At 64.7% G+C, this 24,869-nt stretch carries 22 protein-coding genes and 1 tRNA gene; 12 read left to right on the top strand and 11 right to left on the bottom strand.

All coding sequences use genetic code 11. The features are described from left to right. Entirely contained in the window at window positions 1-3,519 is a 3,519-nt protein-coding gene (mfd, locus tag AB7290_RS20685; RefSeq protein WP_085404735.1) for a transcription-repair coupling factor, read from the bottom strand. Beyond that, entirely contained in the window at window positions 3,516-3,806 is a 291-nt protein-coding gene (locus AB7290_RS20680; RefSeq protein ID WP_028147879.1) for an FAD assembly factor SdhE, read from the bottom strand. Before AB7290_RS20680 ends, mfd begins: the two co-directional genes overlap by 4 nt. Before the next feature lie 186 nt (window positions 3,807-3,992). On the opposite strand from AB7290_RS20680, the gene recG reads away from it, so the two are divergent. Further along, window positions 3,993-6,101 carry an ATP-dependent DNA helicase RecG gene (gene recG / locus AB7290_RS20675; protein ID WP_085404734.1) on the top strand — a complete coding sequence of 703 codons (2,109 nt, stop codon included), beginning with the start codon at window positions 3,993-3,995 and terminating at the stop codon, window positions 6,099-6,101. Here recG and panE read toward each other — a convergent pair. Beyond that, window positions 6,098-7,027 (bottom strand): 2-dehydropantoate 2-reductase, encoded by a 930-nt coding sequence (gene panE / locus AB7290_RS20670; protein ID WP_085404733.1) that lies wholly within the window; start codon window positions 7,025-7,027, stop codon window positions 6,098-6,100. The two genes, recG and panE, sit on opposite strands and share 4 nt — an antisense overlap. Before the next feature lie 216 nt (window positions 7,028-7,243). Between panE and AB7290_RS20665 the strand changes: the two genes are divergently transcribed. Beyond that, window positions 7,244-7,765: an AAA family ATPase gene (locus tag AB7290_RS20665; protein ID WP_085404732.1), complete on the top strand. Its 522-nt coding sequence runs from the start codon at window positions 7,244-7,246 to the stop codon at window positions 7,763-7,765. Between the two features lie 28 nt (window positions 7,766-7,793). On the opposite strand, the gene AB7290_RS20660 is transcribed toward AB7290_RS20665, so the two are convergent. From AB7290_RS20660 to glmS, 3 genes are all read right to left on the bottom strand, one after another. Continuing rightward, window positions 7,794-8,651 (bottom strand): NAD(P)-dependent oxidoreductase, encoded by an 858-nt coding sequence (locus tag AB7290_RS20660; RefSeq protein ID WP_038955477.1) that lies wholly within the window; start codon window positions 8,649-8,651, stop codon window positions 7,794-7,796. A 105-nt stretch (window positions 8,652-8,756) separates the two neighbouring features. Further along, window positions 8,757-9,527: a DUF502 domain-containing protein gene (locus AB7290_RS20655; protein ID WP_028147884.1), complete on the bottom strand. Its 771-nt coding sequence runs from the start codon at window positions 9,525-9,527 to the stop codon at window positions 8,757-8,759. A gap of 89 nt (window positions 9,528-9,616) precedes the next feature. Then, window positions 9,617-11,443 carry a glutamine--fructose-6-phosphate transaminase (isomerizing) gene (gene glmS / locus AB7290_RS20650; protein ID WP_063983209.1) on the bottom strand — a complete coding sequence of 609 codons (1,827 nt, stop codon included), beginning with the start codon at window positions 11,441-11,443 and terminating at the stop codon, window positions 9,617-9,619. A gap of 219 nt (window positions 11,444-11,662) precedes the next feature. Here glmS and AB7290_RS20645 point away from each other — a divergent pair, with 219 nt between their 5' ends. Beyond that, window positions 11,663-11,881 (top strand): hypothetical protein, encoded by a 219-nt coding sequence (locus AB7290_RS20645; RefSeq protein ID WP_085404731.1) that lies wholly within the window; start codon window positions 11,663-11,665, stop codon window positions 11,879-11,881. 9 nt (window positions 11,882-11,890) lie between these two features. Here AB7290_RS20645 and AB7290_RS20640 read toward each other — a convergent pair whose 3' ends face one another. After that, entirely contained in the window at window positions 11,891-12,076 is a 186-nt protein-coding gene (locus AB7290_RS20640) for a hypothetical protein (RefSeq protein WP_144030846.1), read from the bottom strand. Window positions 12,077-12,088: 12 nt separating this feature from the next. Next, on the bottom strand, window positions 12,089-13,456 hold the full coding sequence (gene glmU, locus AB7290_RS20635; protein ID WP_085404730.1) for a bifunctional UDP-N-acetylglucosamine diphosphorylase/glucosamine-1-phosphate N-acetyltransferase GlmU: 1,368 nt from the start codon (window positions 13,454-13,456) through the stop codon (window positions 12,089-12,091). Between the two features lie 171 nt (window positions 13,457-13,627). Here glmU and AB7290_RS20630 point away from each other — a divergent pair, with 171 nt between their 5' ends. Next, a complete protein-coding gene (locus tag AB7290_RS20630; protein ID WP_085404729.1) occupies window positions 13,628-14,998 on the top strand; it encodes a hypothetical protein in 1,371 nt (456 codons plus the stop codon). 146 nt (window positions 14,999-15,144) lie between these two features. Continuing rightward, the gene (locus tag AB7290_RS20625; protein WP_028147889.1) at window positions 15,145-15,525 is read left to right on the top strand and encodes a hypothetical protein; all 381 of its coding nucleotides are present in this window, start codon (window positions 15,145-15,147) and stop codon (window positions 15,523-15,525) included. On the opposite strand, the gene AB7290_RS20620 is transcribed toward AB7290_RS20625, so the two are convergent. Beyond that, on the bottom strand, window positions 15,485-17,149 hold the full coding sequence (locus tag AB7290_RS20620) for a glycoside hydrolase family 17 protein (RefSeq protein WP_094184464.1): 1,665 nt from the start codon (window positions 17,147-17,149) through the stop codon (window positions 15,485-15,487). The genes AB7290_RS20625 and AB7290_RS20620 overlap by 41 nt on opposite strands. 222 nt (window positions 17,150-17,371) lie before the next feature. On the opposite strand from AB7290_RS20620, the gene AB7290_RS20615 reads away from it, so the two are divergent. The 4 genes from AB7290_RS20615 to AB7290_RS20600 all read left to right on the top strand — a co-directional run bounded on the left by AB7290_RS20615 (window position 17,372) and on the right by AB7290_RS20600 (window position 21,605). Then, window positions 17,372-17,968, top strand: coding sequence for a beta-1-3, beta-1-6-glucan biosynthesis protein (locus AB7290_RS20615; protein ID WP_085404727.1), 597 nt, complete (start codon window positions 17,372-17,374; stop codon window positions 17,966-17,968). A 214-nt stretch (window positions 17,969-18,182) separates the two neighbouring features. After that, complete coding sequence (locus AB7290_RS20610) at window positions 18,183-20,852, top strand: glycosyltransferase (RefSeq protein ID WP_085404726.1); 2,670 nt, start codon at window positions 18,183-18,185, stop codon at window positions 20,850-20,852. A 327-nt stretch (window positions 20,853-21,179) separates the two neighbouring features. Then, window positions 21,180-21,255 (top strand) — tRNA-Lys (locus AB7290_RS20605). A 71-nt stretch (window positions 21,256-21,326) separates the two neighbouring features. Continuing rightward, a complete protein-coding gene (locus AB7290_RS20600; RefSeq protein WP_085404725.1) occupies window positions 21,327-21,605 on the top strand; it encodes a hypothetical protein in 279 nt (92 codons plus the stop codon). A 14-nt stretch (window positions 21,606-21,619) separates the two neighbouring features. On the opposite strand, the gene AB7290_RS20595 is transcribed toward AB7290_RS20600, so the two are convergent. Continuing rightward, window positions 21,620-21,856 (bottom strand): hypothetical protein, encoded by a 237-nt coding sequence (locus tag AB7290_RS20595; RefSeq protein WP_085404758.1) that lies wholly within the window; start codon window positions 21,854-21,856, stop codon window positions 21,620-21,622. A gap of 435 nt (window positions 21,857-22,291) precedes the next feature. Here AB7290_RS20595 and AB7290_RS20590 point away from each other — a divergent pair, with 435 nt between their 5' ends. From AB7290_RS20590 to AB7290_RS20580, 3 genes are all read left to right on the top strand, one after another. After that, window positions 22,292-22,564: a hypothetical protein gene (locus tag AB7290_RS20590; RefSeq protein ID WP_085404724.1), complete on the top strand. Its 273-nt coding sequence runs from the start codon at window positions 22,292-22,294 to the stop codon at window positions 22,562-22,564. Window positions 22,565-22,752: 188 nt separating this feature from the next. Beyond that, window positions 22,753-23,040 (top strand): hypothetical protein, encoded by a 288-nt coding sequence (locus tag AB7290_RS20585; protein ID WP_085404723.1) that lies wholly within the window; start codon window positions 22,753-22,755, stop codon window positions 23,038-23,040. A 423-nt stretch (window positions 23,041-23,463) separates the two neighbouring features. Continuing rightward, entirely contained in the window at window positions 23,464-23,622 is a 159-nt protein-coding gene (locus AB7290_RS20580) for a hypothetical protein (RefSeq protein ID WP_244623041.1), read from the top strand. 421 nt (window positions 23,623-24,043) lie between these two features. Here AB7290_RS20580 and AB7290_RS20575 read toward each other — a convergent pair whose 3' ends face one another. Then, window positions 24,044-24,712 (bottom strand): hypothetical protein, encoded by a 669-nt coding sequence (locus AB7290_RS20575; protein ID WP_085404722.1) that lies wholly within the window; start codon window positions 24,710-24,712, stop codon window positions 24,044-24,046. Window positions 24,713-24,869 lie beyond the last annotated feature (157 nt).

The following is a 24,869-nucleotide window of genomic DNA, read 5'->3' as shown; positions in this document are numbered from 1 at the left end:
TTACGCCGCCTTCTTGCTCTGCGCGAGCTGTGCAAGCTGCCGCATGATCTCCGTGGTGCCGGCGAGACGCTCTTCCGGCGTCTCCCAGTCTTGCAGGAACACCACCTTCATGTCGGGCCGCACCTTGGCGGCCTGGCCGTAGCTGCGGATGAACGACACCAGGCGATCGGGGTGGGCGAACGAATTGTCGCGGAAGGCGATGACCGCGCCCTTCGGGCCGGCGTCGATCTTCCCGACATTGGCCGTGCGGCAGAACGCCTTGATCGCAGCGACCTTGAACAGATAGCGCACCTCGTCCGGCAGCACGCCGAAACGGTCGCGCATCTCCGCGCCAAAGTTCTCGATCTCCTCCTCGGTGTCGAGATCGGCGAGCCGCCGGTACAGCGACAGCCGCACCGAGAGGTCGCCGACATAGTCTTCCGGAATGAGCACGGGCATGCCGATGGTGATCGAGGGCGACCAGCGGTCGGCGGCGGGCTCGGACACGCCGGCCTTGAGGTTGACGATCGCCTCCTCCAGCATCGACTGGTAGAGCTCGAAGCCGACCTCCTTGATGTGGCCGGACTGCTCCTCGCCGAGCAGGTTGCCGGCGCCGCGGATGTCGAGGTCGTGCGAGGCGAGCTGGAAGCCCGCGCCCAGCGTCTCCAGCGATTGCAGCACGGTGAGCCGGCGCTCGGCCTGCGCGGTGATCTTCTGCTGCGCCGGCAGCGTGAACAGCGCGTAGGCCCGCAGCTTGGAGCGGCCGACGCGGCCGCGGAGCTGATACAGCTGCGCCAGACCGAACATGTCGGCACGGTGCACGATCAGAGTGTTGGCGTTGGGAATGTCGAGGCCGGATTCCACGATGGTGGTCGACAGCAGGATGTCGAACTTGCCGTCGTAGAAGGCGGTCATTATGTCTTCGATCACCGCGGGCGGCATCTGGCCGTGCGCGACCGCGACCTTCATCTCCGGCACGTTCTTGTCGAGGAAGTCCTTGACCTCGGCGAGGTCGTCGATGCGCGGCACCACGTAGAACGCCTGGCCGCCGCGATAGCGTTCGCGCAGCAGCGCCTCGCGGATCATCAACGGATCGTGCGGGGCGACGAAGGTGCGCACCGCGAGGCGGTCGACCGGCGGCGATGCGATGATCGAGAGCTCGCGGACGCCGGTCAACGCCAGTTGCAGCGTGCGCGGGATCGGCGTCGCCGACAGCGTCAGCACGTGCACCTCGGAGCGAAGCGCCTTCAGCCGTTCCTTGTGGGTGACGCCAAAATGCTGCTCCTCGTCGACAATGACGAGGCCGAGATCGCGGAACTTGATCGCCTTGCCGAGCAGCGCGTGGGTGCCGACGACGATGTCGACCGAGCCGTCGGCAATGCCCTTCTTGACCAGGTTCAGCTCTTTGGTCGGGACCAGGCGCGAGGCCTGCGCCACATTCACTGGAAAGCCCTTGAAGCGGTCGGTGAAGGTCTTGTGGTGCTGGCGGGCGAGCAGCGTGGTCGGCACCACGACCGCGACCTGCTTGCCTTCGAGCGCGACGGCAAAAGCCGCGCGCAAGGCCACCTCGGTCTTGCCGAAGCCGACGTCGCCGCAGATCAGCCGGTCCATCGGACGCCCGAGCTCGAGGTCCTTCAAGGTCGATTCGATGGCGCCGAGCTGGTCTTCGGTCTCGTCGTAGGGGAAGCGCGCGCAGAACTCGTCGTAAAGGCCCGGCTGCACCGGCAGCTTTGGCGCCTCGTGCAAATGGCGCGCGGCGGCGATCTTGATCAGCTCGCCCGCAATCTCGCGGATGCGGTTCTTGAGTTTGGCCTTGCGGGTCTGCCAGCCGCTTCCGCCCAGACGATCCAGCTCGACCGTGGTCTGGTCGGAGCCGTAGCGCGACAACAGCTCGATGTTCTCGACCGGCAGAAACAGTTTTGCGTCGGCGGCGTAATGCAGCTCAAGACAGTCATGCGGCGCGCCGGCGACGTCGAGGGTTTGCAAGCCGATGAAGCGGCCGATGCCGTGGTCGGCATGGACGACGATGTCGCCGGCGGCAAGGCTCGTCACCTCCGAGATGAAATTGTCGAGCTTGCGGCTCGCCTTGCGCGGCCGCACCAGGCGGTCGCCCAGAATATCCTGCTCGCTGATCAACGCGATCTCGTCGGTCTCGAAGCCGCTTTCGAGGCCGAGCACGGCGAGCATGGTCTCGTTGCGCGGGGTCGCCTGCACCGTCCGCCAGGCGTTGACGCTGGTGGTGTGGGTCAGCTTGTGGTCGCGCAGCATCGAGGTCATGCGGTCGCGCGATCCCTCGCTCCAGAGAGCGATCACGACCTTCTTGCGCTGGGCATGCAGCGCCATCACGTGGCTGACGACGGACTCGAACACGTTGACGGTGGCGTCATTGCGTTCGGGTGCGAAGTCGCGGCCCTTGCGCGCGCCGGCATCGACGATCGTCGCACCATCGGCCGGAACCGAAAACTGCGTCAGCCGCACCAGCGACATCTCGCTTTCGCGCCTGGTCCATTCCTCGTCGGTGAGATAGAGCCTGTCGGGCGGCAGCGGCTTGTAGATGGCACCGCCGCCGGGATGCTCCATCGCATCGCGGCGGGCTTCGTAGTAATCCTGGATCTGCTTGAAACGCTCGCGGACGGCGTCCTCGGCCTGCGGCTCGATCGCTATGGCTGCGCCCTGCAGATAGTCGAACAGCGTGTCCATCCGGTCCTGGAACAGCGGCAGCCAGTGCTCCATGCCGGGATGGCGGCGGCCCTCGCTGACGGCCTCGTACAGCGCGTCGTCGCGCTCGGGCGCGCCGAACTCGGCGACATAGCCCATGCGGAAACGGCGGATGGTGTCGGTGACGAGCTGGAATTCCGAGATCGGCACGAGGTCGAGCGAGCGCATGTCGAGCATCGTGCGCTGGGTCTCGGCGTCGAAGGAGCGGATCGATTCCAGGCTGTCGCCGAAGAAGTCGAAGCGGACCGGCTGGTCGAGGCCGGCCGGAAACAGATCCAGGATACCGCCGCGCACGGCATATTCGCCGGGCTCGCGCACGGTCGAGGAGCGGTTGTAGCCGTTGTGCTCGAGCCAGGCGATGATGGTGTCCATCGGCACCACGTTGCCCGGCGCAACCGACAGTGCCTGCGCGGCGACGAGTTCGCGCGCAGGGACGCGCTGCACAATTGCGTTCACCGTGGTCAGCACGATCAGCGGCTTGTCGCTGCCGGTCAGCGGCGCAAGCCGCGCCAGTGTGGTCAGGCGCTGCGCCAGGATGCCGCCATGCGGCGAGACGCGGTCATAGGGCTGGCAGTCCCAGGCCGGAAAGGTCAGCACCGGCAAATCGGGCGCGAAGAATTGCAGCGCGCGCTCGAGCTGCTGCATTCGCCCGCCGTCGCGGCAGACCACGGCGAGGCTGACGGCCGGTTTCTTCGGCCGCGCGGCGATGGCGCGGGCGAGATCGGAGATGACGAGGCCCTCGGCGCCCTCGGCAACATTGGCAAGCGTCAGCGCGCGGCCGGGCGTAAGCAGCTCGGCCGGCGACTTTATCCCCTGTTTCATAAATCGCCGTCCGTAATCGGGAACGCCTTGATGCGGGCAAACAGCGCGCCGGTGACATCAGCTGGCAGCACCTTGTCACCGGTGATGGCGGCATAGAGATCGGGATCGGACTCTTCGAGCAGGGTCTCGAGCTCGGTCAGCTCGTCGTCGGACAGATTGCCGATCTCGGCATCCGCGAAGCGGCCCAGGATCAGGTCCATCTCGCGCGTGCCGCGGTGCCAGCAGCGGAACAGAAGCCGCTTGCGGCGATCGTCCAGCCCGTTGCTCGATCGTGTCGTTCCCGTCATGTCTCAGATCCAGTCAAACGCAGAAAGCCCGGACGTGCCGGGCCGGGGTGATATAGCCACTCGGACCGCCCCTGTCAGCCCTCGATTTGGCATGGCCCGCTGCCCGCGTGGGCGCCGCGAAAAAAGCCGTGGATGCCCGCCATAAAGCCGGGCATGACGGGCCGAAACGATCCTAGATTCGCTCTCATGCGCCCCAGCCTGCTCAATCCGCTGTTTGCTCCCGTGACCAGCCTGCCCGGCGTCGGTCCGAAGCAGGACAAGCTGCTGCAGTACCTGCTCAGCCGCAATGAGACGCCGCGCCTGGTTGACCTGCTGCTGCATTTGCCGAGCCAGGTCATCGACCGCCGTGCGCGGCCAAAGATCCGCGACGCCGTCCAGGGAACCATGGTGACGCTGGAGGTCACCGTCGATCGCCATCGTCCGCCTCCGCCGCGCAACGCCCGCGCGCCCTATCTCGTCTATGCCAGCGACGACACCGGCGACGTCGTGCTGACCTTCTTCCGCGCCAAGCCCGGCTATGTCGAAAAGCTGCTGCCGATGGGCGAGAAGCGCTACGTCTCGGGCACGCTGCAGATGTATGACGGCATCCCGCAGATCGTGCATCCCGACCGCGTGCTCGACGAGGAGGCGATCGCAAAACTCTCCGGCATCGATCCGGTCTATCCGCTGACCACCGGTCTGGCACTCGGCTCGCTCCGCCGCGCGGTCGCGCAAGCGCTGCAGAAGCTGCCGGCCCTGCCGGAATGGATCAGCCCGGAGGTGATGCGCCGCTGCAGTTTTCCGACGGTCACCGAGGCGCTCAGCCGCGTGCACCAGCCGGTCGAGCTGACAGACATCCTGCCCGAAAAACCCTACTGGTCGCGCCTCGCCTTCGACGAGCTCTTGGCCGGCCAGCTCGCGCTGGCCCTGATCCGCGCCCAATTGCGCCGCCCCGCCGGCGTCCGCAACGCCGGCGACGGTCACTTGCGCAACAAGATCATCGAAGCCCTGCCCTATGCCCTGACCCCGTCCCAGCGCAACGCCGCCGCCGCCATCGCCGAGGATCTGAAACAACCCGTGCGCATGCTGCGCCTGCTTCAGGGCGATGTCGGCTCGGGCAAGACCGTGGTGGCGCTGCTGGCGGCCGCCGCCGTCGCCGAGGTCGGCAAGCAGGCCGCGCTGATGGCGCCGACGGAAATTTTGGCGCGGCAGCACATCAAGACCATCGCCCCGCTCGCGGAGCGCGCAGGGCTGCGCGTGGCCATCCTCACCGGCCGCGAGAAAGGCAAGGAACGGCGCGAGCTGTTGGCGCAACTCGAAGCCGGCGAGATCAATCTCCTCGTCGGCACCCATGCGCTGATCCAGGACGACGTGATCTTCAACGATCTCGCCCTGGCCGTCGTCGACGAGCAGCATCGTTTCGGTGTGCGCGAGCGCCTCGCGCTGACCTCGAAGGGCGCCGCCGTCGACGTGCTGGTGCTGAGTGCGACGCCGATCCCGCGCACGCTGGTGCTGACCTATTTCGGCGACATGGACATCTCCGAGTTGCGAGAGAAGCCCGCCGGCCGCCAGCCGATCGAGACGCGCACCATATCGATGAGCCGCCTCAATGAGGTCACGGACAGCATCGGCCGGGCCCTGGAGGCAGGCAAGCTGGTCTACTGGATCTGCCCGCTGGTCGAGGAATCCGAGGCCGAAGGCACCGAGCACCTGACCAATGCGACCAAACGCTTCGAGAGCTTGCAAAAGCGTTTCGGCGACCGCGTCGGCCTCGTCCACGGCCAGATGAAGGGCACCGAGAAGGACCGCGTGATGGGCCAGTTCGCCGCCCATGAGATCGGGCTTCTAGTTGCGACCACCGTCGTCGAGGTCGGCGTCGACGTGCCGGCCGCGACCATCATGGTGATCGAGAACGCCGAACGTTTCGGACTGGCCCAGTTGCACCAGCTCCGCGGCCGCATCGGGCGCGGCTCGGAAGCCTCGACCTGCCTCCTTCTCTACTCGGAGCCGCTTGGCGAGATGTCGAAGGCACGCCTGAAGGTCATCCGCGAGACCACCGACGGTTTTCGCATCGCCGAGGAAGATTTGAAGCTGCGCGGCGAAGGCGATGTGCTCGGCGTGCGCCAGAGCGGCCTGCCGGGCTACCGCATCGCGCGGTCGGAGGTGCACGGCCAGCTCATCACCCAGGCTAGAGACGAGGCGCTGCGGATCCTGAAGGACGATCCGAAGCTGAAGGGCGAGCGCGGCGAGGCGCTACGGTGCCTGCTGTATCTCTACGAGCGGGACGAGGCGATCCCGCTGATCGGGGCGGGTTAGCCTGCTGCTCTTCGGCGTCCGACCTCATAAGCCGCCACATGCGCGCGGGCCAGATCCAGCAGCGGCGTATCGATACCGAGCGTGCGGGCGCGATTGGCCATATCGCCCAGGATATGCTCCGCTTCGGTAACCGAACCACGCTCGATATCGCGCAGGATCGAAGCCTTGAGCGGCGAGTCCAGGGTGGTGAACAGTTTCCGGTCGAACTCGATGAACGGGGCGCGTGGCTCAAAACCCGACGCCGTTGCAACGGCACAGCATTCCGCGAACAGCCGGAAAATGGACTGCTCGCCGTTCGGCACCGCCAGGATGTCGCCGATACTTGCGCGCATCAGGCAAGTGATGCCGGCGAGCGTGCTGAGCTGGACGAACTTTTCCCACATGTCCTGCATGATCGCTTCGCTGGCGCGCACGTCGATGCCGGGGACATGGAGCAATGTTTCCAGCGCGAGCGCACGCTCGCTCAGCGCCCCGTTGGTCTCGCCGAAGACGATGGTCTGATTGGCCATGAACTGAACGACACGACCATCCGCGTCGAGCCCGGCGCTGACATTCGCCAGGCCGCCGAGGACGCGCGCAGCACCGAACTTCGCGGTCAAGGTGTCGATATGTTTCAACCCGTTGAGTATCGGCAGAATCATCGTGTTGGCGCCAACGGCCGGGGCAAACTGGGCCATCGCATCGTCGAGCGAGTAGGATTTCACCCCGACCAGCACGACGTCGAACGTCTCCTTGAGATCGTTAGCCAGGACGATCTTCGGCTGCACGGCAAAGTCGCCATGCGGGCTCACGACCTGCAATCCATTCCGCCGCAATTGCTCGGCACGCTTCGCTCGCACCAGAAAGGTCACGTCGCCGCCCGCTCGGACCAGGCGAGCTCCGTAATAGCCTCCAAGCGCGCCTGCGCCGATCACCAGCACTCTCATTCGAACTCCGATTGCATCCATCTGTCTCCGCAGAAACCATAGCAGACGGGGCGTGCGGCGTCTCCTCCCCGTCATTGCGAGCGCAGCGAAGCAATCCAGAATCTTCCCACGGAGACAGGCTGGATTGCTTCGCTGCGTTCGCAATGACGAAGTGGATAGAGCCGCTTCAGAAGACTCACCCTTTCGCCGCGGTCGACTTTATGAAACCTTGCGCTCATGCGCAGGGTCATCGTCGTCGGTTCTCAGGGAAGCGGAAAGACGAGCCTCTCCCGAAGTCTCGGGCGGAAGCTTGGACTGCCCGTGGTGCATCTCGACGTGCTCTACTGGCGGCCGGGATGGAAGCCATCCGACAAGGCCAGCTTCCGTCTACGCGTCGCGGAGGAGATCGCGGGCGACGCATGGGTCATCGACGGCAGCTTCTCGGGGCTCGCCTTCGATCTCACGCTTGCGCGTGCCGACACCCTGGTCGTCATCGACCGCCCGCGCTGGCTCTGCCAGTGGCGCATTCTCTGGCGCTCCGCGTTCGATCGCGACACGACGCGACCCGATCTGCCCGAGGGATGTCCGGAACAGTTCGACTGGAAACTGATGAAGGAGGCGTGGCGCTACGACACCGAGCGCGTGCCCGTCATCGAGGCCGAGCGCCTTCAATATGGCCCCGATGTCCCGGTCGTGCGCCTGAGACGCGACCGGGACATCCAGGGTTTTCTGGAGTCGGTTTCAGTGCACGGCGAGTGATCCATCGCCGTGACTTCAGACTGGACGGTCAGGCCTTCTTCTGCGCGACACGCGCTGCGAACGCCTTCAGCAGTGCCGCATCCACCGCTTCGCCATTCGCGTCCGCGGCGAGGTGCTCGAACCAGCGTGCAAAGCCTTCGTAGATCTGGCTCGCCGGATGGTCGGGCCCGAGGAAACCCGAGATCTCCCGCATCTCCGCGACCCAGCGATAGGCCTTCGGGATCATGTCCGGCAGCGCGACTTCGAGCCGGGCCAGGACCGCGGGCTGGCTCAGCGCGAGCTCGTCGCGCAGCGCATCGGCCGCGCCCGCTTTCGTGGCCGCGACCACCATGGCCGAGCCGATGCCGGCCAGGCCCTTGACGATACCTGCATAGGACATCTTCAGCGCGGAGGCCGCGCCGACGGGTCCCTCGACAATCCGCACGTCGAGCCCGAGATCCTTCAGCACCGCGAGATCCCCAGCGTACTCGCCGGACAGGTAGAAAGCCGGGCTCTTGCCGCCGGGCTGCGGCGGGAAGCCGATGATGCCGCCATCGACGAACGGCGCCTGCGCCGAGCCGATGATCTCCTCGATTCTTTGCACGGTATCGACATTGACCGCGTTGCAGTCGACGACGATGGGCTTCTTCTCGCGCCGGACGATCAGCGCCGCCAGGCGTTCGGCCAAAGCCACGGCTTCGCCCGGCGGCACGATCGAAAGGATGATGTCGGCCTCCGCGATCGCGTCGTCCTCGGCGCCGATCATGCCGGCGTCAGCGGCGCGCTTTTGCGTCGCCTCGCTACGCCCCTTCAACGACGTCAGCACGCGCGCACCGTTTTCGCCGAGGCGGCGGGCTACGGCGCTGCCCATGGCGCCGGGCGCGAGAATCGCAATGGTCTTCGTCATCATGCACTCCAGGTCGAATTCCGAGCGAGGCGCTCAATTCAACCGGAAGACTAGCAGAGGACGAAAGTGCTTGCGTGAATGCGGCCATCCGAAACGGGAATGGCCCTACTCCACCTTCGCGGGCTGGGGCTGGAGCGCGGACGCGTTGGCAATGCGCGCGGCGTTCGCCATGCCCGCGAGCGCGGCGGCCTTCTTCGGGTCGGGCGCCGAGCCCGGCTGCACAACGCCGGCCGACATGATCAGCGTCGCGGCATCCTCGGTGCTCATGTCGACCTCGACGATCTTGCTCTTGGGCACGTAGAAGAAGAAGCCTGTGGTCGGGTTCGGCGAGCACGGCAGGAACACCGAGACGTGCTCCTCCTGCCCCGGCAGGCTGCGCGCGACCTCTTCATTCGGCGACTGCGAGATCAGCACGATCGACCACATGCCCGGCGACGGAAACTCGACCAGGCCGACTTTGCGGAAGCTCGAGCCCTTGCCCGAGAACAGCGTCTCGAACACCTGCTTCAGGCCGCGATAGATGGCGCGCACCGCCGGAATCCGGCCGAGGAAGGTCTCGCCGATATCGACCAGCGTCCGGCCGATCAGGTTGGCCGCGAGGAAGCCGACCAGCGTCAGCGTGAAGAATGCGACAATCAGTCCCCAACCTGGAACGACATACGGCAGATAGGTTTCGGGCCGGTAGGCCAGCGGCACGAACGGCCGCACCACGCCGTCAACCCAGGTGACGAACCACCAGACCAGATACAGCGTAATGGCAATTGGCCCCGTCACGACGAGGCCGGTCAGAAAATAATTGCGGAAGCGGCCCATCAGGCCGGTATGCGGTTCCGGGATGGGATCAAGCGGCGCAGGCGCGTCGTCGCGGGGGGTCATTCGGGTTCCAGGTCGGTCGCTGCACTCAAGCTAGGGTCTTCTAGCAGGTTTTGGAAGACTACCTAGCGCTCCGGCCTGATCCCTTCTGCCTATTCCACGGTCACCGATTTCGCGAGGTTGCGCGGCTGGTCGACGTCGGTGCCCATGATGACCGCTGTATGATAGGCGAGCAGCTGCACGGGGACGGCATAGACCATCGGCGTGAACGCGGCCGCCATGTCGGGCATGACGATGGTGACGAGGGACTCGACGGTCGCCTCCTCCGCGCCCTTTGCGTCCGTCATCAAGATGATCCTGCCGCCGCGGGCGGCAACCTCCTGCATGTTGGAGACGGTCTTTTCGAACACGCGGTCATAGGGCGCGATGACGACGACCGGCATGGTCTCGTCGATCAGCGCGATCGGCCCGTGCTTCAGCTCGCCGGCGGCATAGCCCTCGGCATGGATATAGGAGATCTCCTTCAGCTTCAGCGCGCCTTCGAGCGCGAGCGGGAAGCTGGTGCCGCGGCCGAGATAGAGCACGTCGCGCGATTTGGCGATCTCACGCGCCAGCTTCTCGATCTGGAGCTCGGTGGTGAGCGCGTCCGACATCAGGCGCGGGATCTCGACGAGGCCATGAACGAGCTTGGTCTCGTCCTCGTCGGACAATTCGCCGCGGGCCTTGCCGGCCGCGATCGCAAGATTTGCCAGCACCATGAGCTGGCAGGTGAAGGCCTTGGTCGAGGCGACGCCGATCTCGGGGCCGGCCAGCGTCTGCAGCACGGTCTCGCTCTCGCGCGCGATCGTCGAGGTCGGCACGTTGACGACGGCCACCGTGTGCACGCCCTCGGCCTTGGCGTAGCGCAGCGCGGCCAGCGTGTCGGCGGTCTCGCCCGACTGCGAGATGAAGATGGCGAGATCGCCCTTGCGCAAGGGCGCCTCGCGGTAGCGGAATTCGGAGGCAACATCGACCTCGACCGGCACGCGCGCAAAGCGTTCGAACCAGTATTTCGCGACGAAGCCGGCATAGCTCGCGGTGCCGCAGGCGGTGATGTTGATGCGCTGGATGCTCTTGAAGTCGAACGGCAGCTTGACCGGCAGCGAGACGCGCTCGGTTGCCATGTCGACATAGCGCGCCAGCGTGTGGCCGACCACTTCCGGCTGCTCGTGAATTTCCTTCGCCATGAAGTGGCGGTAATTGGCCTTGTCGACCAGCGAGGTCGAGGCGGCATGCTTGATCTTCTCGCGCTGGACGGCGTGGCCGTCCTTGTCGAAGACCGTGGCGCCCTTGCGCGTCAGCACGACCCAGTCGCCGTCTTCGAGATAGCTGATCGTGTCGGTGAAGGGGCCGAGCGCGATGGCGTCGGAGCCGAGATACATCTCGCCGTCGCCATATCCGATCGCGAGCGGCGGGCCATTGCGGGCGCCGATCATGAGATCGTCGTCACCGGCGAAGATGAAGCCGAGCGCGAAGGCGCCGCGCAGCCGCGCCAGCGTCAGCTTCACCGCTTCCACGGGCTTGTTGCCGCGCGTGAGCAGATCGTCCACGAGATGCAGCACGATCTCGGTGTCGGTCTCGGTGTGGAACACCGTGCCCTTTTTCTCGAGCTCCTCGCGCAGCTCGCGGAAATTCTCGATGATGCCGTTGTGGACCACGGCAACGCGTTCGGTCGCGTGCGGATGGGCATTGTTGACGGTCGGCTTGCCGTGGGTGGCCCAGCGGGTGTGGCCGATGCCGGTCGTGCCTTTGAGCGGCTCGGCCTCGAGACGCTTCTCCAGGTTCTTCAGCTTGCCCTCGGCGCGGCGGCGCGCGAGATGCTTGCCTTCGAGCGTGGCGACGCCCGCGGAGTCGTAGCCGCGATATTCAAGACGTTTGAGCGAATCCACCAATTGCTCTGCAACCGGCGTGCGCCCGAGAATGCCGACAATCCCGCACATGCGGATCAATATCCCCCAAATCGTCGAAAAATCGCCTAAACGATCCGCTCGGTCTTTAGCGAAGTTCCTAAGGAACCAGATACTCAATAATTATTGCTGATTGAGACAGCACCGTTTCGCATCCGGCTTCGACTGCGTCGAATTGGCCGGCCTTAAACCGCGCGCATTAACTTGTTGTCAATAAGTTTGACCAACGATTCCCGACCAGGGAGTAAGGTCATGAAAAGCTCGTCCGGCCGCAAAGGCCTGTCATCGATGTACGCCCACGCCAGCGAGACCACTGGCACGCACCTTGCGCATTGGCCGCCGCCCCAGCGCGGCAAGGAAAGCAAGCCCGTCTTCGTCAAGCACACCGCCGGAGAACCTGCGAAACGCGCCAAGCCGCGCGGCTGGCGCCTGACGCGCGCGATCTTCTCGGAATTCTCCGACGACGAATAGCGGCGCGCCTTACCACCCCAGCATCACGGCCCAGACGAGGGAAATGAGGAGCGCCCAGAACGCCAGCCCGATGACGAGGGCCAAAATCTCGGGCGGATCGTACTCGTTCACTTCCCGCAGCAGCAGTCGCTCCATCCCCGTGACGAATGTGTCGATCAGAAAACCAGTCAGATCGCGCACAAAGCGAGAGGACACCGCAGTTGGCGCTTAGTTCTCCGGCTTCTTTTCCGGCTTCTTGCCGCCCGTCTTCATCTCGCGATAGCGCGCAGCGCCGCCTTCCCGGATCGTCTGCTGATTGCGCTCCAGCGCCATGGCGTCGTCGGGCACGTCGCGGGTGATCACCGAGCCCGAGCCGATATAGGCGCCGTTGCCGATTTTCACCGGTGCGACCAGCGATGAGTTGGTGCCGACGAAGGCGCCCTGCCCGATGACCGTCTTGTGCTTCTTGAAGCCGTCGTAGTTGCAGGTGATGGTGCCGGCGCCGATGTTGGAATTGGCGCCGATGGTGGCGTCACCAATGTAGGAGAGATGGTTGACCTTGACGCCGGCCTCCAGCGTCGCGGCCTTGGTCTCGACGAAATTGCCGATCCGCGCGCCGTCGCCGAGCGAGGTGCCGGGTCGCAGCCGCGCATAGGGGCCGATCGAGACGTTCTTGCCGAGCGTGGTCTGCACGATATGCGAGAAGGAATGGATCACCGTGCCGTCGGCGATCGACACGCCCGGACCGATCACAACGAACGGCTCGATGGTGACGTCATTGCCGAACACGGTGTCGGCGGACAGATAAACGGTCTCGGGCGCGATCAGCGTGACGCCTGCTTCCAGGGCCGCTTTGCGCAAGCGCGCCTGGATCACGCCTTCGGCCTCCGCGAGCTGCGCCTTGGTGTTGATGCCGCGCACCTCGTCCTCGCTGGTCTCGATCACGACGGCCTCCCATCCCTGTTCACGAACGACGCCGACCGCGTCGGTCAGATAATACTCGCCCTTCGAATTCGCATTGCCGATCTTGTCGAGGATCGCGAGCGCACGGCGCCCGTCGATCGCCATCAGGCCGGCATTGCACAGATCGATCTTGCGCTCTTCCGCGCTGGCATCGGCATGCTCGCGGATCGCGACCAGACGGTCGCCCTCGACGATGAAGCGGCCATAGCCGGTGGGATCGGCGGCGCGAAAGCCGAGCGCGGCGATCGCCGCGCCCTTCGCGAGCGGCGCGCGCAGCCGCGCAAAGGTCTCGGCCGAGATCAGCGGCGTGTCGCCGAAGGCAATCAGCAGATCGTCCGCGCCCCGCGCAATCGCCTCGCGCGCCGCGAGCACCGCATGCGCGGTGCCGAGCCGTTCTGTCTGCACGAAGGTGAGCGCATCGGGACGGATGCGCTTCGCCTCGTCCGCGACCGCCTGATGGTCGGGGCCGATCACGACGGCGAGCGAGGTGCCGGTTCCCTTCGGTGTAGCGGCGAGCACGTGCGCGAGCAGGCTCTGGTGGGCGACCGGATGCAGCACTTTCGGCAGGTTCGATCGCATGCGCGTGCCTTCGCCGGCGGCGAGTACGATCGTGAGGCTGGAACGGGCGGTCATCGAAATCCTGTCAAACATGGCCGAATCAACGGGCGGCGGCAGGCCGATGCCGTCATGAGCTGTCGCCTTGCTACCCCCGCAAACGCCCGGAATTCAAGTGCGACGGGGTTTTCCTGTTAATGTTCCCTGATTGATTCGGGGAAGCTGTTCGGGGCTGGGCACTTAACGTTCATGGCAAAGGATTCCGACCCACTGGCGGACGCCTTCGGGACCAAGGAGACCGGCGGGCTGTTCTCCGGACTTCTGGCCGAGGAAAGCGCGGTCGACCGCAGCATGATGTGGCGGCTGGGCGCGTGGGGCGTGGTTGCCGTCGGCGCCGTCGTGATGGCCGTGATGGCCAATCAGGCCCAGCTCGGCTGGCGCCGTGACCAGGTTGCGTCGGCCGATCTGTCGCGCCAGGCCGACCGGCTCCAGATGCTGACCAAGGAGAGCCAGAACGAGGCTCGCCGCCTCGCCTCCGCCATCGAGACGTTGAACACCGATCGGGACCGGCTCTATTCGCGCGTCACCGTGCTCGAGCAAGGGATGAATTCCGTCACCGGCGCCATCGCCAAGCAGAGCGCGAAGCCGCAGGACGCGCCGGCGCCTGACACCCAGCCCGCGGCGCCGAGCGTCGCGCCGGTCGCCTCGACGCCGGCTCTCCCAAGTGACAAGCCGCGCGCGGCAGCCGCGAAGGACCAGGCGAAGGAGCCGACAAAGGACGCTCTGAAGGAGGCCGCAAAGGATCAGTTGATCCCGCCGCCGCAGAACGCCGCCATGGCCTCGCTGATATCGCAGTCGCCGCTGACAACGTCGGCACTGCCCATGCTTCCGCTGGTGCCATCCAAGTCGATCATGGCGCCACCCGATCCCGCCGCATCGAAGCTGACGCAGCCCGAGACGACGGAGAAGGCCGCCGAGAAGAAGCCCGAACAGGCGCCCGCCCCGACCGAGGTCGCCGCGGCGCCAGCCAAGCCGCCGGAGACGGCCGAGAGCGAGGCCCCTGCAATCGCGGTCCAGCAGACGCGCTTCGCCATCGACCTTGGCGGCGCCAACTCGCTCGACGGCCTGCGCGCGCTCTGGCGCGGCCTGATCAAGTCCAATCCGGAGATCGCGGCGCTGCGGCCGATCATCATGATCAAGGAAGGCAATGCCGGCCTCGGCATGCAGCTCCGCTTGGGCGCCGGCCCGCTGATCAATGCCGCCGCTGCCGCAAAGCTCTGCGCGGGCCTCGCCGAAAACGACCGCCATTGCGAGACCACCGTGTTCGACGGCCAGCGCCTCTCGATGCGCGGCGGAGCGGAGAAGGGACAAGAGAAGACTCAGGACCGGGTTCAGGAGAAGAACGCGGACAAGAACCAGGACGCCGTCCCGCAAGCCGAGACTGCGCCAGCGCCCGCTCCTGGCGCCAAACCGGAGAAGCGCCGCCGCAGCTACTCCTCAAAACGCTCGTCGAAGCGCGAGGAGCCCGCGCCTGCACCCGCGCCTCAGCCGCCGGCCGCACCGGCGAAGCCGGAGACGGCCTCGGCGGGATCGACGCTGTCGTCGTTCTTCAGGCGGTAGGGACGCGCACGAGTTAGATCACTGCGGCCTCTCATCAAATTGGGGCGTCAATGGCCGTCGACCAATGACTCGTCGAACAGCGCAAGCGACCAGAAATATCCACCTCGCCTGTTGCCCCCTCCCGTCATCCCGACCATATTGCGCCCATGACAAAAAAGCCCTTCCGCCTCACGCCCTACCAGGTGCAGTTCCTGATCGTCGTCGGTTTCGTGTCCGTCGGCTATGCGATCTATCTGCGCTATCTCGGCATCGAGAACTCGACCGTCGGCCTCGCCTGTGACGCTGGCCTGCAGACGCTGATCTGCAAGGCGCGCACAGTCTCGACGGTGCTGTTCAAGAATTCGGTGTTCGGCATCGTCGCGCTGGTGGTTGCGACGCTGAACCTGATGCGGCCGTCGATCGTGCTGCTGACCGTCGGCATCGTCGCCGCCGGCCTCGGCATCGTGCTCTACAATGTCGTGCTGTCGGGCCTTGCGATCGGCCTGTTCATTCTTGGATTTGCTCGGCCCGCGCCCGCCACAGCGTGAACGCGAACAGCAAGTAGATCGCGCAGGTCCACAGCGACTGCCAGTTCTCGCGGCCCTCGTTGAACAGCACATAGGCGGCCGCCAGCGTGAGCAGGCCCGCGAATACCGATTCCGCGATCGGACGCTGGCCGATCTGCGGCCGGTTCAGCATCAGCACCGCGAACGGCACCACCGCCATCGTCAGCGAGGCGTAGGGGAAGTCGTGGTAGCGCGAGTCGAACACGAAGGCGAGCGCGGTCTGCGTCGCGATCACCGCGGTCACCGCCAGCGTCAGGCCGAGCACGGCGGTGAGCTTCGACCATTTGCGGCCCTCGCGCGGGCCGAGCAGATCGAGGAAGGTCGGAAGGCTGCGGCCGATCACCATCGCCTGCGCGCAGAAGATCGGCGACAGGATGCCGGCCAGAAGCAGCGCGCCCCAGTGCAGCCAGCCGCCGATGCCGTAACTCTCATAGTACATCTTGTCGGCGCCGATCCCGAGCAGGGTGCCCGCTGAGGTCGCCGAGATCGCGACGCCGAGCCAGGCCGAGAAGCGCGGCGTCCACGGCCGCCTGCGCAGCGTGAGGCCGGCGACCGCGAACACCAGCACGCAGAGGCCCATGCCGGCGCCCATGTACCATTTCCAGTACGGGAAATTGCTGATCGGCTGGCCCGGCGGATATTTCAGATTCCGGCGCACCGAGTCGTACAGGCCCCAATAGCCGCCGACGGTGCCTTCCAGCTTGCGCTTCCAGGGCTGGTCATAGGACTCGATCAGATTGACGCGAAACTTGTTCGCTTTCGCCAGGCCCAGGATTTCCGAGACGACGCGCGCCTGGTTGGTGCGCGACGGCAGCGCGCCCTCGCGCATGCGCCCTTCGCTGGGCCAGCCGGTTTCGCCGATCAGGATCTCCTTGCCGGGGAACGCGACCGCCATGCGCTCGCGGATCGCCTCAACATGGCTCGCTGCGAACTTCGCCTTCACCGGAACATCCTCCCAATAAGGCAGGATGTGGATCGTGACGAAGTCGACGGCGTCATAGACCTCGCGATTCCTGAGCCAGAACTCCCAGACGTCGGCATAGGTGACGGGCACGCTGACCTGCGCCTTCACCGAGCGGATGATGGAGACGAGGTCCGCCGTCGTCATCTCGCCGCGCAACAGCACCTCGTTGCCGACGATGACGCTGGTGATGATGCCGGGAAATTCCTTGGAAAGGCGGACAGCGAGCGCGGCCTGCTCAAAATTCTTGGCGCGGTTGCTGGAGAGCCAGATGCCCTGGAGCACCTTCAGCCCGCCGACCTTGGCGGCGATCGCCGGCACCTGGTCGAGCCCGTTCTCCATCGAATAGGTGCGGACGCAGTCGGTGATCTCCTTGAGCTGGCGCAAATCCTGCTCGATCTGGTCGGCCTCGATATGGGTCCACGCGTTCAGCGGCGACTGTTCCCCGCGGAACGGCGCATACGAGACGCATTGGACCTTGTCGGCCGGGTCGATCGGGGCGCGCGCGAGCGTGATTGGCGTGGCCAGCCACCACCACACGGCAGCAATCGCACCCAGTGAAACGAGCAGAAGCGCCAGTGGCGTACGAAGAGAAATCGGTTCCGTCCTCCGCGAGGTGCCGTCGATTACCTGCTCACGCGCCATCTGCCAAGGGGTGTGTCCGGGATGGATCCTTCCCTCCCCCGAGGAATTTACCTGCGGCCGTTCGACAGAGGCCTAGGATCGTGACTTTGCTGGACAAAATTTCAAATTCAGGTCATGGACTCGGCAGGACTTTGCCGCCGCATTGGGGACCCATTTGGACGCCATCACCGGCGAGTCCGCGAGGTCCTGGCGCGGGCGGTCAGCTGATATATTGGGGAATTCATGCGGCAACGGGTGTTCGAGTTACGAAATGCGGTCCTGCGGCAGTTCGCCGCCACCTTGGCCGTCTCCTCCCTGGTCGTGATGGTCGGTCTCGGTGGCGCCTCTGCCCAGAGCGGCACGCCCGCCCCGGACCAGGGCAAGGCAGCCGCCCAGCCCGCCGATGCCGCCGCCAAGGACGCCGCCCAGAACCAGCGCCGCACCGACGAGTTCGCCGAAGCAGCCCAGGTCATCAACGGCCCGGCCGGCAACCCCGAATGCGTCTGGCTCGGCCGGCGCGTGGTGCGGCTGATGTGGCGCGACGACCTCGATACCGCGTTCCGCCATCTCGACCTCTACGACCGCTTCGGCTGCCCCGGCGGCCACATCCAGGCCGCGTTCCGCTGCCTGACCCGCTTTGGCGGCCAGATCGATCCCAAGGTCGCCGAGACCCTGGACAGCCGCGTGCACGCCTGCTGGATCAATCCGGCATCCCAGCCGCAGCAGGCGTCAGCCAGCGCCTCCCAGCCGGCGGCGCCAACCACGGGCAATTCGCAGGCCCCGCAGCCGGCCGCGAGCCCCGCGCCTGCGGCAAGCCCGACACCGGCGCCCTCGAAATAGCCGCGATCGTTTCAGCCGCCGTTCAGGAACGATCGGCGATAGAAGCGGTTGGCACTGCCGCACATTCCGAAACTGTCATGCCCTCATACGGTCATGAGGCCATGACAGTTGTGAAACCGCGCGGCAGAGGTATGCTCCATTTGCCGCGGACTCGGTCGGATCTCGGGGTCGGATCCGCTTCCCTGCCACCTCAGCCCCTTTTGGTTTAGCCGCGATGCGCGTTGTCGCCGCCGTTCTGTTGCTTGTGTCCGTGCTTCACGCCGGCATCTGGGGAGTCTTGCGCGACAGGGAACCCGCGCCCGACTTCAAAGGCCTGCTGCCCAGCGTCTCCTACGCCCCGTTCGAAGGCGCGGCCCACCCCGATATCGACAACATTCCGACCGTTGAGAAAATCCGCGCCGACCTGAAGACGCTGTCGACGATGACGCGTGCGATCCGTCTCTATTCGTCCACCGGCGGCGTCGAGCTGGTGCCGCCGATCGCGGCCGAGTTCGGCCTCAAGGTCACCGTCGGCGCCTGGATCGACAAGGACAAGGATCGCAACGAGCGCGAGATCAAGGCCGCCATCGAGCTCGCCCGCAAGAACAGCAACGTCGTCGGCGTCGTGGTCGGCAACGAGGTGATCTACCGCGGCGAGCAGAAGGTCGAAGACCTCATCGACATGATCAAGAAGGTGAAGGGCTCGGTCCGCGTGCCCGTCACGACCGGCGAGATCTGGAACATCTGGCGCGACAATCCCGACCTTGCCTCCAACGTCGACTTCATCGCCGCCCACGTGCTGCCCTATTGGGAAAACTTCCGCTCGGACCAGGCGGTCGACCAGGCCGTCGACCGCTACAACCTGCTGCGCAACCTGTTCCCGGGCAAGCGCATCGTGATCGCCGAATTCGGCTGGCCGAGCCAGGGCTACAACCTTCGCAACGCCGACCCCGGTCCGTTCCAGCAGGCGCTGACCCTGCGCAACTTCGTCAGCCGCGCCGAAGCCATCGGCATGGAATACAACATCGTCGAAGCCATCGATCAGCCCTGGAAATATTTCGAGGGCGGCGTCGGCCCGTACTGGGGCATCCTCAACGCCAGCCGCGAGCCGAAATTCGCTTGGACCGGCCCGGTCGAAAACCCCGACTACTGGAAGCTGATGGGAATTGCGCTGCTGGTCGGCATCCTCCTGTCGCTGCCGATCCTGCGGCTGGAGCGGCCGACCGCCAGGCAGGCGTTCCTGCTGTCGGCGACCGCCAACGGCGTCGGCGCCTGGGCTGCGACCGTGTTCGCGTTCTGGAACGACCACTATTTCATCTTCGGCTCGGCCTTCGCGCTCACGCTCGGCATGATCCTGCTTGTTCCCCTTGTCCTCATCGCGATGGCGCGCGTCGACGAGATCGCGGCGGTGGCCTTGGGCCGGCCGCCGGAGCGGCTGCTCTCCAAGAGCAAGCCGGTCGAGAACGTTCCCGAGAATTACTACCCGAAGGTCTCGATCCACATCCCCGCCTATTTCGAGCCGGTCGAGATGCTGAAGCAGACGCTCGATGCGCTGTCGCGGCTGAACTATCCGAACTACGAATGCGTCGTCATCATCAACAACACGCCCGATCCCGCGTTCTGGCAGCCGATCCAGGACCATTGCCGCGCGCTCGGTGAACGCTTCAAGTTCATCAACGCGGAGAAGGTGCAGGGCTTCAAGGCCGGTGCGCTGCGGATCGCGATGGACCGCACCGCCGTCGATGCCGAGATCATCGGCATCCTCGATGCCGACTATGTCGTCGATCCCGACTGGCTGAAGGACCTCGTGCCTGCTTTCGCCGACCCGCGCGTCGGCCTCGTGCAGGCGCCGCAGGAGCATCGCGACGGCGACCTGTCGATCATGCACTACATCATGAACGGCGAATATGCCGGCTTCTTCGACATCGGCATGGTCCAGCGCAACGAAGCCAACGCCATCATCGTGCACGGCACGATGTGCCTGATCCGCCGCGCCGCGATGGACATGGCCGGCGGCTGGTCGTCCGACACGATCTGCGAGGACAGCGATCTCGGCCTCGCGATCCAGCAACTCGGCTGGACCACCCACTACACCAATCACCGCTACGGCCAGGGCTTGCTGCCCGACACCTACGAGGCCTTCAAGAAGCAGCGTCACCGCTGGGCCTATGGCGGCCTCCAGATCGTAAAGAAGCACTGGCGGAACTTCCTGCCCGGCCGCAGTCGGCTGACGCCCGACCAGAAGCGCGAATATGGCTTGGGCTGGCTGAACTGGCTCGGCGCCGAGAGCCTCGGCGTGGTGGTGGCGCTGCTCAACCTCGTCTGGGTCCCGATCGTCGCCTTCGCCGACATCGCCATCCCCGACAAGATCCTGACGCTACCGATCATCGGCGCCTTCATCGTCTCGCTCGCGCACTTCCTGTCGATGTACCGCGCGCGCGTCGCGATCAAACCCGGCCAGATGATGGGCGCGATGATCGCGGCGATGAGCGTGCAATGGACGGTGTCGCGCGCGGTGGCACAAGGTCTCATCACCGAGCACATCGCGTTCGCGCGCACCTCCAAGGGCGGCCTGTCCAGGATGTCGATCGAGTTCCAGGCGTTCTGGGAGGCCGTGATCGGCACCCTGCTGGTGATCGGCGCCGGCGTGCTGATCGCCTCCAACAGCTATCGCCAGATCACCGAGATCTACATCTTCGCGGGCGTACTGGTGCTGCAAAGCCTGCCGTTCCTGGCCGCGGTCGCGATCGCGATCCTCGAGCTCAGCCGCATCAACTCGTTCCAGTTCTGGCGCGACAGCGCGATCCGCACCGCCGAGCTGATCGGCCTGCGCCCCGTGGCCCTGCCGACCCCCGCCGGCACGCCGCAGCCGGTGCCGAGCGAAGTGCGGCGGGAAGCGAACTGACGAACGAACGGCCTCTCGGCGCGGGTGAAACCTCCGCGCCGGCAAGCCACCGGCGCTGTTCGGCGTGGATAGCGGGCCGCCAATCGAGTTGAAAATTCCGGCCTAAGCGGCGGATACCGCGAGCGAATCCCCGCCTCCGCCAAGAGTTTGGGCCGCCACTCGCACTATTGACCTCAGCGCCCCATCCCCCTACACAGCGCGGGCCGAAAGCATGATCCGGAAACAGCCGGTTTTTCCCCGCGACGCCAGTTGAGGCAGCGGCAAGACATGCTTCTCGAATGTCCGAAGACGATGGCGATCGATCTTGAAAGCCATCAGCGGCCATGGGAGCGCGTAGCTCAGCCGGTAGAGCACGTGACTTTTAATCACGGGGTCCTGGGTTCGAGCCCCAGCGCGCTCACCAAGCCGAAACAATAATTTAAGCGAAATCACAAGCCGACCGAAAAAGCCGTGTGCGGGCACTCTGTTGGCAAATTGATTGCCGATCTGAGCGTCGAGGATGGCAGCGCGGCAATTGCTCGCGATCGCCACCAGGCCGGCGCGCTCAAGCGGCAGCACGCCCTCCCCGTCCGCCAGATCCGGGCAGATGCGCTCCATGCGCGCGAAAGAGCCCCACTACGGCCGGCGCAACACCCCAAGCAGGTCGGCGACATCGATCACATCAAGGTCTTCGCGACGGTGGGCGCCGCGGAACGATGGTTTGAGGAGAACGACCCGGAGGGCGTCGCCTTCGAATACGATGTGATCGAGTGATGTGGAGCGGACAATCAGCGCCACATCGTTGGTGGGTTCAAGGCCTCGCGACCCGCTGCTTTCAACGCGTCGGTTGAGAACTGTCCATGTGCCGCGGCATCGAGCAGCTTCGAAGCAACGTACGCTCTGGCGCCCGTCTCGCTTACAGGAATATTCTCGCAAACTTCATCGAGCACCGCCCTGAGCAGCGCAGTCATTTCAGCATCAAACACGCCGAACTCCCGAAATTGAGAGGATACTGAACGCTGCACAAGCGGAATATATTCGCTTGGCAGCGTTCGCCGCGTATTCCTGTCTGGGCTCTGAAATCCCAGCGCCTTCCAAATTGGCACCTGTCTGTCAAAGTAATGTGACAGCTTCCTCGGCCACATCAACAGGAGTTTGCAGGGCCTGCCAAGGCCCGCCAGCGTGAACCGGCAGCCTGAAACCTTCCCAGGTTTCGTGCGTAAAATCTCTATCCGAGGTTTTTGTTAGTTCCCATCTCGGGGCTGGAAATGAACACCGCCGCCGGGACAATGTATTAGAGCCCGGCGGCGTATTTGTTGGTGCCTGAACCGGCGCGCGCCTCGAGCGGCGGCTTCCACCTGAATTTGTAGGGCAGATTTTTTTCTAACCTGAGTTAGTTTTTTCTATGCCCAGCGTCGACTACCCCAATTTTTCTGCGCGTAGAGCAAGGGGTCGACCGGGTGGTTCAACAACTGGGACTGGAGGATTGGGCCTGGCAAATCGCCGCCGACGTGTATCGCTTGAATCTGTATAGCCGACTCACCGGACGAGCGGCCCCGGGCGACGCCATATCCGACGAACAGCTTGCCAGAGCAATCCGCGAAAGCTTCACTCAAACGAACGACGCCGCCTATCGAGAAATGGTTGAGTTAGCGACCGATGCCGCTTTATCGGCCTACGATTGTGTCGTCTCACGCAATGTCAAACAGGCGCGCGCTCAACTAGCGAACTAACGGCTCGTCGGCGGATGATGACTAGCCTGCTCCGCAAGAGAACCCCGCCGACCTTGTGGGCCGGCGGGCTTATCTCTACCGCCTCAACCGGCGGCGATGAGTCATCAGCCGCTGCCGGACGCCACTCCGATGCATTGATGCCGCAATCGGTGCGATGTTATGCTAGTCACAGAACCGGGAGTTTCTCGATGCGCAAGATCGCCGTCGCTGTCATGTTCGCCCTGATCGCACAGACCGCATTGGCAGAGGACCATGTTCCAATGTACGGCGAGTCCAAGGACAAGACGGAGGCCGAGAAGGCGGACGACATTCGGGCCGAGCGCGCCTATCAACGCTCCCTCGGCAATGTTCCCGACCAGAAGGCAGTCGATCCGTGGGGAACTGCCCGCGGCGGCGAAGCGAAGAAGCCGGCCACGCCAGCCAAACCGGTAGTGAAACATTCGTCCAAGGCCAAGAGCGGCAGCCCCCCCAACTAGCGAATTCTAAAGGGGGGCCGCCAGCGTGAACCGGCGGGTCAGCGCTTCACTGCGTTGCCAGCTAATTCCATCGCGAGATCTAGGGCTGCGATTCCAATTTGGTCGGTCGGACGGGATCTACAGCGCTGTAAAGTCACCGCCTCCAACAATCGCCTCTATCATAGAGCGACGGCCGGCGAGGCTGCCATCGAGCATCCAGCCAAAGCTTATGCCGTAGCGACGGCAATAGCCGGCCAATCCTTGTGAAGCGCAGAAGCCTGGTGCGTGCGGAGCCGGCTCCTGAGTCGCGGTGGCTCAAGGGCTACGAGTGTTGGTCCACGGGTCTGCAACCTTGGGGAAAACGCTCCCTAGGTCAGTCGGACTGCATTTTCCGAATCAACCAGATGTGCGCGCCCTCGTGTGTGATCTTGCTTGGGGGTATGCGTGAGCCAGTTTCTGTCGGTGCTGCTATTGCTGACGACACTAACGCTGACGGTGTGTTTCGGCGTGGCGGCCTGGCGCCAGTCGGCCGGCAGAGATGTAGATATCACCGCCACCATTTCACATCGGGAAACCGGCTGGAGGTCGGAACGGAGCAACTGAGACCTTGCGCTCGCTCTTGCGAGAGAGTTTTGAAGTCACCGTTGGCGCGCGCCAGCTCGATTGCGATGCCCCCCGGGCTTGATCTCGAAAATGCATCGGGGCGCAGCAGCCCCTGTTGCGGCCTCTAAGTCGAGCAGCCCCTCACGGATAACGTCTCGGTGAATGAAACCGTTCGCCGCATCACGCGAAGCACTCAGGAAACAATCCGGGTCCAGTGTCTCGTCACCCACGAGGGGATCTCAAAATGATTATTCTCAAGGTCTCTGCTGTTGTTCTTGGCGCTGGCATCCTTTTCACGATGTACTCAGGGGAGCTAAGCGCAGACGTCGTGCTTGCCATCGTGTCCTGCTTGGCATGACAAGAAGACCGGCCAACGTGAACTCGAGGGCCAGTAATGCCAACTGCTTCGCTTGAACTATCTTCAGCTTTCCGGAGCCGACGTCGCAGCCGGCACACTCAGCGGCGCTCCCCCAACTGAAACCGGCCCGACAGACTTCGACTGCCGAACCATCCGCTTCCGCATCGCTGCCGACAGTCCATAGCGTGCATTCGCTTTTCGGATCGAGGACGTGACGTCCGACATCATCGCATTTTGCAGCGTATCGACCTTCGCGATGAGCGTGGACAGCTGTGAAGATATCTTCCTCACATCCACCCGTTCGTCCGTGATGCTCTGTCGCAGAGACAGCAGCACCATTGAATCCTGCTGCAGCAGGGCTGCATTTTGCTGCAAGGCGTGGTTGTTCTCCTGCAGCGAAGCCGTGTGTTGCTGCTGGGCCGACTGAATGTCCTTCAAGGCAGCGACAACCGGATCCGGCTTTGGCGCGGAAGCTTCCCGGCGCGGAAGCAGTTCAGCCAGACTGCTGACATTCGGCGACGGAAAATCAGCCGGCAATGTATAGATCGCCGCCGCGCCATTGATGGCCAAGGCACACACCGACAGTGCCAGGACCGATTTCCGGCTGGACCGCTTGGCCGGTGCTGAAGCTTCCGGGGCTGCGGGCTCGAGTGCTGCGACTGCGAGCGCGAGCGCCGCGGGGTCGAGTTGTTCGACGAGGCCTTGCGCCTCGGATGTCGTGGTCATGTCCATTGACCTCAAATGAGCGAGCAAAAGGAAGCCGACGCCGGAACGTCCTCGCGACGGCTCCTCTACGCAGCACCCACCTACAACTGCCTAAAATTGTGGGCATTTTGGATTAATTCCACGTTAGCGACATGGCCGCCTGGCAGGCCCGGCCGCCCCGGCT

Origin of the sequence: Bradyrhizobium sp. 613_E4_N2_2, from assembly GCF_052075995.1 — a bacterium.
GTDB classification, from domain to species: Bacteria; Pseudomonadota; Alphaproteobacteria; order Rhizobiales; family Xanthobacteraceae; genus Bradyrhizobium; species Bradyrhizobium barranii.
Note: the sequence above shows the minus strand (reverse complement) of the source record. Positions and strands in the feature narration are given on the sequence as shown.